This window comes from Mesorhizobium sp. M7A.F.Ca.US.002.01.1.1, assembly GCF_004022955.1.
GTDB classification, from domain to species: domain Bacteria; phylum Pseudomonadota; class Alphaproteobacteria; order Rhizobiales; family Rhizobiaceae; genus Mesorhizobium; species Mesorhizobium ciceri.
This window is the reverse complement of the sequence record NZ_RZQE01000159.1, coordinates 1-11,701: the sequence shown is the minus strand read 5'-3', so window position 1 is coordinate 11,701 and position 11,701 is coordinate 1. Positions and strand designations below refer to the sequence as shown.

Here is an 11,701-nt window from a genome sequence, read left to right as displayed (position 1 = left end):
ATCAAACGGATCGACGGCAGATTGCACAGCCAGGGCTTTGTCACCTCGAGCTACCAGAGCCCGACGCTTGGCCGCCCGGTTGCGCTTGGGCTGATAGAGCGCGGCGCGACGCGGCACGGCGAGACGATCGACATCCAGCATCTCGGCAAGATCAGCAAGGCGACGATTACCGCCCCTTGCGCCTTCGACCCGGCAGGAGACCGGCTGCATGCGTGATCTCGCGGAAAAATGGTCTGTTGCACCGGATTGGCAATCGGCGGTGATCAAGGTGCCCGGCCTTGTGGTACGCGCGGTCTGCGGCCTCAACCAGTTGCTGGTCAGCGGCGACCTCGACGCGTGGGCGCGGGCTTCGAGCGCCGACGGGAACGGAATCGGAGCCTTTGGCACCGCACAAGGTGACCGCTATGCGGCGCGGCTGGCGCGCGACCGGTTGCTCGTCGTCTCGAACAGCGTCCTCGCCATCGCGACGGGCTGGCATGCAGACGGGTTCGCGGTGACGGCGATCAGCGCCGGGCTGCAAATGTTCGAGGCCGAGGGCACGGCGCTCGACGCTTTCATCGCGCGTGGAACGACGCTCGATCCCAGCCAAGCGAGCGCCAGTGCAGCGCTCTCATTCGCAGGCATCAGCGCCGTCGTCTATCGCCGTGACGGCAAGCTGCGCATCCATGTCGATCGCGGTCTTGCCGCCTATCTCTGGACATGGATGGAAATTGCCGCCGGCAACATCGCCGCAGGATCAGCGAAGTAGCCGGTTACGGCTGGTCAGAGTGTGAACGACCAGAACAGGCAGGCCAGCGTCGCGGCGGCAAAGACGACGAAGAACAGGCTGCGCAGCAGGACGTTGCGGCGCAGCTCGTTCATGACGAAGTGACAACCGACGATCGCCGCGGCAAACAGGAACCGCCAGTTCAGCAATGTCCACACGGCGCTGCCCTGCCCGAACGCCCATCTGGCGACCAGACAGCCGACGATGGTCGCAAACAGTGCGATCACGGTCCAGAAAAGGGCGTCTGCGGCATGGGTCAGGACAATGCCGGCCGCCCTGATCGGCAGGATCATCATCAGCATCGCGCTGAAGAAATAGACGGCGGCAATCGGGATGAACACGCCGGCGTCGGCAATGCCGTCAAGGCGCCTGACGCCGATCGCGCCATAGGGATAGCCGTGCCTGGCGACAGCCAGGCTCAACGCCATGAGCAAGGCGGTCAGCACGGCGACCAATGCGAAGGATGTAAGGGCTTTGCTCATGACGTTCCTGTCCCAGACGAATCAGACAGGAACGGTTTTAGCGGTCGGTCGTAAATTGCGCGTAAGCGGGGGCGCTGCCCTCACGGATTTCGTTCAGTTCAATCTGGCTGACGACAGGCTATTCAGCGGCGATCCGGCCTGCCGAACGATTGGCCAGCACAAAGCCGACCTCGTCGACCGCCTGCGCCGCACGCTTAAGGATCGCCTCGGAGCGCAGCACGCCGTCGGTGAAATCCTTGTCGGTGGCGTAGACGGCGGTGGGCAGCGCAAAGGCCTCGAAGAAGCCGAACAGCGGCCGCAGCTGATGCTCGACGATCAAGGCATGGCGCTCGCCACCGCCGGTCGCCGTCAGCACGATGGGCTTTCCCCGCAATGCCGCCGGATCGATCAGATCGAAGAAATGCTTGAACAGGCCGGTATAGCTGCCCTTGTAGGTCGGCGAGCCCACGACAAACACGTCGGCGGCGAGGATTTGTTCCAGGATCGCGTGCGCCTGGCCGTCGAGATCGCGGGCCCATTTCGCCGTTCCCAGCGACGGCCCGAGATCCTCGATATCATAGGTGCTCGCCGATAGGCCGTGGCTGGCGGCGATGTCCCTGGCGACCAGATCGACGAAGGCGCGCGTCTTTGACGGCCTGGTGATGTTGCCGGAAAAGCCGACGACTGTTGGGTTTGACATGGCAGTGGGCCTCTTGAATGGTCGAAGGTTTGACGTGGCGGGCCGCCAGCCCGCCGGTGGAAATCAGCTCCAGGCGTGCAGCGGCGGATTTTCGCCGTTGAGGAAATATTTGCCGAGGATCGAGTATTTCCAGCGCACCGGATCGTGCAGCGTGTGCGTGCGGGCGTTGCGCCAATGCCGGTCGAGATTGTGCTCGGCCAGGGTTGAGCGGGTCCCTGCCAGTTCGAACAGCTTGTTGGTGGCGGCGATGGCGATCTCTGTCGACAAGATCTTGGCTTCAGCAGTGACGATCTGGGCGTGCGCCACCGTCTCGGCTGTCGGCTCGGCCACTGCCCGGTCGATTGCATGACCGGCCTTTTCGAGCAGCGCCTGCGCCGCGTGCAGGCGCAGCGTCAGGTCGCCGATGGCCTGAATGGTGTAGGGATCGTCCCAGGCGTTGTCGACGCCGCTGTCGATCCAGGCGCGGCTTTTGGTCCTGACGAAATCGACCGTCTCGTCGATCGCCGCCTGGGCGATGCCGGTGTCCACGGCCACCTGGATGATCTGGAAGATGGCGCCGTCGGCGGTCGGTTTGTCGTAGCCCTTGTAGCCGGGTACCAGATGCGTCTTCGGCACCTTGACGTTGTCGATGATGACGGTGCCGGACAGGGTCGTGCGCTGGCCGAAGCTCGACCAGTCGTCGATAACGGTCAGGCCGGGTGCGCCGCGGTCGGCGATCGCATACCAGGCGCGGCCCTCGTCATCGAGCGCCACGATCGGCACCAGATGGGCGAGCAGCGCGCCGGACGAATAGAATTTCCGGCCGTTGACAACCACATGATCGCCGGCATCGGTGAAGCGGGTCTCAAAATCGGCGGCGCGCTTGGAGCCGAACTCGGAAAAGGCGTTGCCGAACCGGGTGCCCTTCAGCGCTTCGGCGAACAGCAGCTTCTGCTGGTCCGCGTCGGAGACGGTGCGGATGGCAGCGACGACGCCGAGATGGTTCTGCGCAACCTGGCCGATCGAGGAATCCGCCGCCGAGATGATCTCGATCACCTTCGCCAGCGTCGCATAGGACACCTCCGGCCCACCGAATGCCTTGGGTACATTGATCGACCACAGGCCGCTTTGCGAAAAGGCATCGAGTTCGGCGACCGGCCAGATCCGTTCACGGTCGCGCCGGGAGGAGTCCTTGACGAATTCGGCGGCGAGCGCATGGGCAACCGCAATCGCCTCGGCGTCGTCCTTGATGATGTGCGCCGGGGCGGTCGGCCTTGCGACTGGCGGCACGGCGGCGGAAGCCTTGTCGGTCTTGACGGTCGAAACGGTCATTTCACTGCTCCTTGGGATTTCGATTCAGGCAACGGCGTGGAGATGGGCGGGCTTGGTGGCGGGTGACGCCTGTTGCCCGGGGTTCGATTGACCGAGATAGAAGGCCCTGATGTCCTCGCGCTGGCGAAGCTCGGGGGCCGCGCCGGCGAGAACGGAAACGCCGTTCTCCAGCACCGTGGCATGGTCGGCATATCGCAGCGCCACTGCGGAGTTCTGCTCGGCGACCAGGATGGATAGGCCAGTCTCGCGGTTGAGTTTTTTCAAGCTCTGGAAGATGTCCTGGACGATGATTGGCGCGAGCCCCATCGACGGTTCGTCCAGGACGAGCAGCCGCGGCCGCGACATCAGCGCCCTGCCGATGGCGGTCATCTGCTGTTCGCCGCCGGAGGTCAGGCCGGACAATGTCCGGCGTTTTTCCCGAAGCCTCGGGAAATAGCCGTAGATCCGTTCGAGATCCCCGTTGATCTCGGCGCGGCTGCCGCTGCGGCCGATGCCGCCGGCGATCAGATTCTCCTCGACGGTGAGGCTTTTGAAGCAGTGGCGGCCTTCCAGCACCTGAACCAGCCCGGCGCGCACCAGATCGCCCGGTTTGCGGCGCGAGACATCCGAGCCGTCATAGCGGATGGTGCCGGCATTGACCTGGCCGCGTTCGACCGGCAGCAGGTTGGAGACGGCCTTCAGCGTCGTGGTCTTGCCAGCGCCATTGGCACCGAGCAATGCCAGTATCTGGCCGCGCCTGAGCTCGAAACTGACACCATGCAGCGCCGTGATGGCGTGGTTGTAGGTGGCATGGACCGTGTCCACAGCAAGAATGACGTCATCGTTCGGCATAGGCTGTTCTTTCGCGGTTCGAAAACCGAACAGGTCGGGCGCCACGGAAACTTGGTCCGCGACGCCCGGCACTGACTGATCAGTTGGTGGTCACAGCATTGGCATCGTCGGAGGTGCGTAGCTTGATGCCCTTCTCGGCGGCGTAGGCCTCGGCGGACTTCTCGATGATTGGCCGCAGAAGCGCCCAGTCCGGCGCGATCCAGTCGGAGACGACGTTCCACTTCTTGCCGTCCCACTGCTGGAAGGTCACGTAGCCTTCGCCTTCATGGTTGTCCCAGCTGACATTGATCGAGTGGAACAGGTCCTTGGCGCCGAGCGCCTCGACCTTGGCCGGATCAAGCTTGAGATGCTCGAAGCCCCAGCGGACCTCGTCGCCGGTCAGCGTGCGGTGGCCGAACTTCTCCTGCGCGACCCGGATCGCCTCGACATTGAGGATGCCGTTGACGATGCCGAGATTGTGGTAGACCGAGCCGATGCGCGCCTTGTCTTCAAGGTTACCCTTGCCGGCGCCGTAGACCGTCTTCACGATCTCCTGAACCACCGGGTAGGAGTTGCCGGAAGCCTGCGTGGTGATGGCGGTGTAACCCTTGGCGGCGTCGCCGGCAGGGATGACATCCTCTTCAGAATTCGACCAGACATTGCCGACGATGTGATCGACGGGATAGCCGACCTTGACCGCCGTCTTCAGCGCCACCGGGTTCATCACACCCCAGCCGCGCAGGACGACGAAATCCGGCTTGGCGCGGCGGATGGTCAGCCACTGCGACTGCTGCTCGTTGCCGGGATGCGGCACCTCGATCTGCTGCACGGTGAAGCCGTATTTCTGCGCCAGCAGCTCATAGATCGGGATGGTCTCCTTGCCGTAGGGCGAGCCGTGATAGAGCACGACGATCTTCTTGCCCTTCAGCTTGTCGATGCCGCCTTCCTTGGAGGCGATGTAGTTCACGATGCCTGATGTCTCGCTGTAGGGATTGAGCAGCAGCGGGAAGACGTAGGGGAAGACACGCCCGTCGGTGGAATCGGTGCGGCCGTGGTTGACGGTGATCAGCGGCACCTTGTCGGCGGTGATGCGGTCGATCATGGCATAGGCGATGCCGACCGAGAGCGGGTTCCAGGCGGCGGCGCCGGCATGGCTCTTCTGCCGCTCGTAGCATTCGACGCCGCGCTCGACCTCGTACTGGGTCTCGCATTCGTCCCAGGTCAGCTTGACGCCGTTGACGCCGCCGTCGCGGATGTTGATGAGGTTGAGATAGTCGATGAAGCCGCCGAAGAAGCCGGTGCCGCCGGCCGCGTAAGGCCCGACGCGATAGCTCTGCAGCGGGAAATATTGTTCGTCGGCGTGCGCGGCGGGCAAGGCCACCGACACGATCATCGCCGCGGACAACGCCGCCGCCTTGATTGTGCTGAGGAAAGTCATGGTCGAGGTACTCCCGGTATGGGCCGTCTTGTTCGGCCCCTTGTTCATTTTCCGATGGGATTCATTTTCAATGCATCAGCTCAAGTCGACTGCCAGGCGAACAGGAGCCGTCTTCGGACCCTGTCCCACAGCGCCACCAGCCCGTCGGGTTCAAGGATCAGAAACAGGATGATGAGCGCGCCCAGAACGATGCGCTGGCTCATGTCGAGCACGCCCGAATCGAAGAGATCGCCGAGCAGGAAGCCGCCGAGGCGCGACAGAGCGAGCGGGAAAACCACAATGAGGGCGGCGCCGAAAAACGCGCCGCGGATCGAAGCCAGCCCGCCGATGATGATGATGAACAGGATCTGGAACGACCGATCGAGATCGAAGCCGTCCGGCTCGACGGTCCTCAGATAGGCGAAGGCCCAGATGACGCCTGCGACGCCGATGACGAAGGACGAGATGGCGAAGGCCAGCAGCTTGGTCCTCAGCACCGGAATGCCGATGATGCGGGCGGCGGTTTCATTGTCGCGGATGGCGATGAAGTTGCGACCGGTCTGCGACGAGACCAGCCTGTAGGCAAGGAAGGTCAGCACAGTGACAATTGTCAGCGCGAACAAATAGCGGCCGACGGCGCCGTCGAGCGCTAAACCTGAAATCGACAGTCTCGGCGCGTCGATGACGCCTGACGCCGAGTTGTTGGAGAACCAGCTGAACTTGGTCAGCCCCCATTGCACGAAGAACTGCGCGGCGAGCGTCGAGACCGCGAGATAAAAACCCTTCAGACGCAGGCTGGGCAGGCCGAAAACGATGCCGATCGCGGCGGCGACGATGCCGGCCAGGAAGATGCTGCCGATCAGCGGCAGGCCCTCGACGCGCAGGTTGAAATTATAGGCGGCGAAGGCGCCCGCCGCCATGAAGGCGGCACTGCCCAGCGAGACCTGGCCGGCATAGCCGGTGAGAATGTTCAAGCCCACGCCGGCGAGGCTGAGCGCCAGGAACGGCAGCAGGATGGCCTCGAACAGATAGCTTGAGCCGATCAGCGGCACGACACCATAGGCGAAGGCGAGCAGCAGGACCGGTACGACCCATTTCGGCAGCACCGGCGCGGCGACGAAATCGCTTGTTATCGCGGTCATTGTTCAGATCCTCTCAACGAGCTTCTGGCCGAACAGGCCGGAAGGGCGGATCAGCAGGAAGACGAGCGCGACGACATAGGCAAACCAGCTCTCGATGCCGCCGCCGAAATAATCGCCGATATAGACCTCGGCGAGCTTCTCACTGGCGCCGATCAGCAGCCCGCCGACGATGGCGCCGAGGATGGAATCGAAGCCGCCGAGCACCAGCACCGGCAGCGCCTTGAGCACCACCAGCGACAGCGAGAACTGCACGCCGAGGCGTGCGCCCCAGAGCAGTCCCGCCACCAGGGCGACAAGGCCGGCGGCAGCCCACACGGTGGCCCAGATCAGCGGCAGCCTGAGACCGACCGCGAGGGCCGCGAACTGGTCGTCGGCAACGGCGCGGAAGGAGAGGCCGATGCGGGTGTAGCGGAAGAACAGCGACAGCAGGAGGACCATGCCGGCGGCAACCACCGCGGCAAAAATGTCGAACTCGCTGATCAGCACGCCGCCGATTTCCAGCGGCACGTCCTCGATGCCGAGATCGAGGCCATGGACCTGCGTGCCCCAGATCAGCTGGGCGGCGCCCTCGATGATGTAGGACAGGCCGAGCGTCGCCATGAACAGTGTGATCGGCGGCTTGTTGGTCAGTGGCCGCAGCACCGTGCGCTCGATGGCGACACCCATCGCCACCATGATGGCGAAGGTGACCGCCAGCGCCAGCGCGAACGGAATACCGCGCTCGACGAGGCTGACGAAGGTGAGTGCCGCAAACAGCAGCATCGCGCCTTGCGCGAAATTGAGCACGCCCGAGGTCTTGTAGATGAGCACGAAGCCGATCGCGACAAGCGAATACATGACGCCTGAGAGCAGGCCGCCGACGAGCACTTCGATGAGGAATTGGTAGTCGAAATCGGCGATCATATGCCTGCCCCGTCCTCATTGTCCGAGGCGACGCCGAGATAGGCATCGATGACGCGTTGGTCGTTCCTAACTTCATCGGGCGTGGCGTCGGCGATCTTGCGGCCGTAGTCGAGAACGGCGATGCGATCGGACAGACCCATGACGACGCCGACATCGTGCTCGATCAACACCACGGTGGTGGCGAAACGATCGCGCGCGGCACGGACGAAAGACGCCATCTCGCTCTTTTCGCTCGCTGTCATGCCGGCCATCGGCTCGTCCAGCAAAAGCAGGCGCGGCTCGGCCACCAGCGCGCGGGCCAGTTCGACACGCTTCTGCAGCCCGTAAGGCAAGGTGCCGACAAGACGGTCGCGAATGGCGGTGAGATGGAGGAATTCAAGGATCTGTTCGGCACGGCTGCGTGAATCGCGCTGCTCGCCACGCGAGCGGCCGATGCCGAGCACCTGGCCGGCAAAGTTGGAGCGAACCTTGTAGGCAAGGCCAGAGGCGACATTGTCGAGGACGCTTAGGCCCTTGAACAGTGCGAGATTCTGGAAGGTTCTGGCGACGCCGAGATGGGCCAGCCGCTGCGTCGGGACCTGGGCATAGGAGGTACCGTCGAGCTGGACATGGCCGCGATCCGGCCGGTAGACGCCGCTGATGACGTTGATCAGCGAACTCTTGCCGGCGCCGTTCGGGCCGATGATGGCACGGATCTCGCCTTGGCGGACCGATAGGTCGATATCGGCCAGTGCCACGACGCCGCCAAAGGACAGGCTGATGCCCTGAAGCGAAAGCAACGCTGAGGCATGGCCGGCAACGGCCCCTGCCGACTTGGCGACATCTTCGAACGACTGCTCCGGCCGTGGACCTGACGGCAGGCCGCGCGCAAAGACCTCCGGTGCATAGGCGGAAGCCTCCATCACTCCGAGCGTATAACTGGGCAACGGCATTCCAATCGTCCTCGATTAGGCGCGCAAAGACCTATTGCCGCCCGACGGATCAGCGCGCCGGGCAAGCTCCATGTGTGCAGGCCGGCGCGTGTCCGGCGTGCCTATGGGGTGACTATTCCGCCGCCAGCGACGCCGCCGCCTCGGCGTCTTCCAGTTCGCGAACGAGCGGGATGACATGCTTGCCGAAATACTCGACCTCTTCCTGGAAGTGCAGGAAACCGAGCAGGATGAGATCCGCACCCGCGCGCTTCAGGTCGACGACGCGTTGAGCGACCTGCCTGGGGGTGCCGATCAGGTTCGAGCGGAAACCGTCATTGTACTGGACCAGATCGTCGAAGGACGATTTCGCCCAATTGCCCTCACCTTCCGGCGAGGCCTTGCCGGCATTCTTGACCTCATGGCCAAAAGCATTGACCGCGTCGGGATTGGCCTCGGCGATGATTTCGGCGAGCACCGCCCTGGCCTCGTCCTCGGTCTCGCGAACGACCGCGAAGGCGTTGACGCCAACTTTGACGGAATGGTTATTGGCCTTCGCCTTGACCCTGATATCATCGACCTGCTTGGCGATCTCGGCCGGCGTGTTGCCGTTGGTGAAGTACCAGTCCGAGACGCGCGATGCCATGTCGCGCGCGGCGCGCGACGAGCCGCCTTGGAAGATTTCGGGTACTTGCGGCGGTTTCGGCTTCAGAGAATACTCATTGAAGCGGTAGAAATCGCCACGGAAGGTGAAGCTGTCTTCAGTCCATATTCCGCGCAGCGCACGGATGAATTCCTCCGAGCGGCGATAGCGCTCGTCATGATCGAGCCAATGCTCGCCGATGGCATGGAACTCGCCACGGAACCAGCCGGAGACGAGGTTGATCGCGACGCGGCCGTTGGTCAGGTAGCTGATGGTGGCGATCTGCTTGGCCGCCAGCGCCGGGTTCCATGGTCCTGGCAGGATCGCCGCGATGACCTTGAGCGTCGTGGTCGCCGCCAGCAGATCATGGCTGAACGCCACCGATTCATGCTGTTCGTCGGCGCCGTAGCCGGCGGTGAAACGTATCTGGCTGAGCGCGTAATCGAAGCCGGCCTTCTCGGCGATCTGCGCCAGCTTGCGATTGTACTCGGCAGAATGGTTGGTGCGCTGCTCGATGTTGGAAATCACCAGGCCGCCCGAAACATTCGGCACCCAATAGGCGAATTTGATCGGATCGGCTTCTGCATGTGCCATGAACTGTCTCCCATTCAGGCCGTGTCGTTGATCGCTCCGGTCGCGCCGGCTCCGATATTTATTATGTTTATAGAATATATATACAAAGAAGGATTTTCCGTTTTTGGGGCGCTCTTGGGACGGAAATACCAATTTTCGCTGCCGAACCCGGCCCGCAGGTGTCAGCCCACGTGTGGACGGTGCGCGGCATTGGGGCCGATGGCCTGCGCTGACGGCAGCGTTACCAGCAGCTTGGCAATTTCAACCGCGACCGTCTGGGCATGGCGGGCGACTTCCGGCAGACCCATGGGCTCGCCGAAAGTCCCTCGTGCCAGCGGGCCGGCGACCAGGAGTGTCGCGACCGCCGCGCCGTCCCGGCCGATCGCGCGGCTGTCGAGACCTGTCTCGATGCCAAGCCCATATTGGTCCGTCCTGATCAAGCCGGCTTCCGCCAGCGAGCTTAGCGCCGGGTTCAGCTGCAGCGCCTGCCCATGGGCCGGACCGGTGGTGTTGATGACGGCAGCGAAGCGCATCGTCTCGATCCGGGTCTGCCCGCGCCGTTGAAAGCTGACAGCCAGGCTGCCGTCCTCGTCGTTCGACGCGACAAGCCTGGCGGCAATGGTGTCGACTGTACCGGCGGCATGACGCCGGTCGAGCACGGCGGCGACCTGCGGCGCGATCCTGAAGCGATGCACGTCCCAGAACACGCGCAGCTGGCGCACCAGCCTTGCCCGCTCCGGCGGCGCAAGTGCGGCCCACAGCACCGGCCCCTGGAGGCGCAGCTGATCGAAGACCGACTGCCAGTTGACGCTGGCGGCGCGCGCGGCCGCCAGCGTCGCGCGAATGGTCTTGAGCAGGCCGAGCGCCGTCGTGGCCGGCGCGGATGCAAAGTCGCCAAAAGGCTCGCCCCTGATATCCGGGTGGCCGCGCGAGCGCAGGCCGCGGCGCGACAGCGCGAGGATACGGCCGCGATGGCCACGGCGGTCGAGTTCGGCGACCATGTCGGCCGAGGTCAACCCGGAGCCGACGATCAGCACCGACGCCTCCGGCCCGATCCCTGAAAGCGCGGCGGAAGCGTACGGATCGGCGACGAAACCTGGCGCTTCCGTCAGCGAGGCCAGCGCGTTGGGAATGCCGGGCCGCGGATGCGTCGCTGCCAGGACGAGGATATCGGCGACGACCGGTCCGGCAGAGGTGTGCACGGTCCAGCCCGCGCCACTGGCATCGCGTGTCACGCGTGTGGCGGAACCTTCGACATGATGGACAAGGCCGGAACCGAGATACGGCGCCAGATGCTCGGCGACGTAGCGGCCGAACACGCGACGGCGCGGAAAAGCGTCGCCGTTCTTCCAGATGGCATCCGGGTCGTGTTCGAGTTCTCCGCTGCCAGCCAACCAGCGTGCAAAATGCTGCGGATCATCGGGAGCCATGCTCATCCTGACTGCGGGGACATTGACCCGGTGCGACGGTTCCTCGCTGGAATAGGCCAGGCCGCCGCCGAGCGCTGGTCGCGGCTCGATGACGGAAATCGACAGGCACTCCGATTGAGGTGCCCGCGCCAGATGCCAGGCCACCGCCGCGCCGGAAAAGCCGCCGCCAAGGATGGCGACGCGCAACCGGCGGGCCGGAGGGAGCGCGTTCACGAGGCGCTGGCGAGCGATTTCGGCCGGTGGTCGCCGGCGATGGTCTCGCCGAACGGACCGGTGTTGACGGACGAGCCGGCGGCTTTTACCGGATGGTCGGTCGGCAGTTTCGGCAGCACCAGTTCGCCGAAGCGATAGGCTTCTTCCAGATGCGGATAGCCGGACAGGATGAAGGTATCGATGCCGAGGCGCCGGTACTCGTCGATACGCTCGGCGATCGTGTCGGGGTCGCCGACAAGGGCAGTACCGGCACCGCCGCGCACCAGGCCGACGCCTGCCCACAAATTGGGCGCGATCTCGAGCTTGGCACGATCGCCGCCATGCAATGCGCTCATCCGCGCCTGCCCGACCGAATCCATGCGCGCAAAGACTTTTTGGGCCGAGGCGATCGTCGTGTCGTCGAGGCGGCTGATCAGCCTGTCGG

13 protein-coding genes are annotated in these 11,701 nt (G+C 64.2%); 2 read left to right on the top strand and 11 right to left on the bottom strand.

The window, feature by feature from the left end:
• A partial coding sequence (locus EN932_RS17160) for a glycine cleavage T C-terminal barrel domain-containing protein (protein ID WP_164890514.1) occupies positions 1–216 on the top strand: 216 nt, incomplete at its 5' end.
• Positions 209–748, top strand: a complete 540-nt coding sequence (locus EN932_RS17155) for a hypothetical protein (RefSeq protein ID WP_127370279.1) — start codon at positions 209–211, stop codon at positions 746–748. The genes EN932_RS17160 and EN932_RS17155, both read left to right, overlap by 8 nt.
• A gap of 14 nt (positions 749–762) precedes the next feature.
• On the opposite strand, the gene EN932_RS17150 is transcribed toward EN932_RS17155, so the two are convergent.
• The 11 genes from EN932_RS17150 to EN932_RS17100 form a co-directional block, all read right to left on the bottom strand.
• The gene (locus EN932_RS17150) at positions 763–1,248 is read right to left on the bottom strand and encodes a hypothetical protein (protein ID WP_013528152.1); all 486 of its coding nucleotides are present in this window, start codon (positions 1,246–1,248) and stop codon (positions 763–765) included.
• 118 nt (positions 1,249–1,366) lie between these two features.
• Entirely contained in the window at positions 1,367–1,927 is a 561-nt protein-coding gene (gene msuE / locus EN932_RS17145) for an FMN reductase (RefSeq protein WP_013528153.1), read from the bottom strand.
• 63 nt (positions 1,928–1,990) lie between these two features.
• On the bottom strand, positions 1,991–3,238 hold the full coding sequence (locus tag EN932_RS17140) for an SfnB family sulfur acquisition oxidoreductase (protein WP_063171069.1): 1,248 nt from the start codon (positions 3,236–3,238) through the stop codon (positions 1,991–1,993).
• Between the two features lie 24 nt (positions 3,239–3,262).
• Positions 3,263–4,069 carry an ABC transporter ATP-binding protein gene (locus EN932_RS17135; protein ID WP_164753483.1) on the bottom strand — a complete coding sequence of 269 codons (807 nt, stop codon included), beginning with the start codon at positions 4,067–4,069 and terminating at the stop codon, positions 3,263–3,265.
• Between the two features lie 79 nt (positions 4,070–4,148).
• Complete coding sequence (locus EN932_RS17130) at positions 4,149–5,486, bottom strand: ABC transporter substrate-binding protein (protein ID WP_027164235.1); 1,338 nt, start codon at positions 5,484–5,486, stop codon at positions 4,149–4,151.
• 80 nt (positions 5,487–5,566) lie between these two features.
• Positions 5,567–6,607 carry a branched-chain amino acid ABC transporter permease gene (locus EN932_RS17125; protein ID WP_127384631.1) on the bottom strand — a complete coding sequence of 347 codons (1,041 nt, stop codon included), beginning with the start codon at positions 6,605–6,607 and terminating at the stop codon, positions 5,567–5,569.
• 3 nt (positions 6,608–6,610) lie between these two features.
• A complete protein-coding gene (locus tag EN932_RS17120) occupies positions 6,611–7,510 on the bottom strand; it encodes a branched-chain amino acid ABC transporter permease (protein ID WP_127370010.1) in 900 nt (299 codons plus the stop codon).
• Entirely contained in the window at positions 7,507–8,442 is a 936-nt protein-coding gene (locus EN932_RS17115; RefSeq protein WP_127384632.1) for an ABC transporter ATP-binding protein, read from the bottom strand. Before EN932_RS17115 ends, EN932_RS17120 begins: the two co-directional genes overlap by 4 nt.
• A gap of 112 nt (positions 8,443–8,554) precedes the next feature.
• Positions 8,555–9,655, bottom strand: a complete 1,101-nt coding sequence (gene sfnG, locus EN932_RS17110; RefSeq protein ID WP_013528160.1) for a dimethylsulfone monooxygenase SfnG — start codon at positions 9,653–9,655, stop codon at positions 8,555–8,557.
• A gap of 161 nt (positions 9,656–9,816) precedes the next feature.
• Positions 9,817–11,277, bottom strand: a complete 1,461-nt coding sequence (locus EN932_RS17105; protein WP_128368936.1) for an FAD/NAD(P)-binding protein — start codon at positions 11,275–11,277, stop codon at positions 9,817–9,819.
• Positions 11,274–11,701, bottom strand: a 428-nt coding sequence (locus tag EN932_RS17100) for an LLM class flavin-dependent oxidoreductase (protein WP_128368935.1), incomplete at its 5' end; no start/stop codon positions are given. The genes EN932_RS17100 and EN932_RS17105, both read right to left, overlap by 4 nt.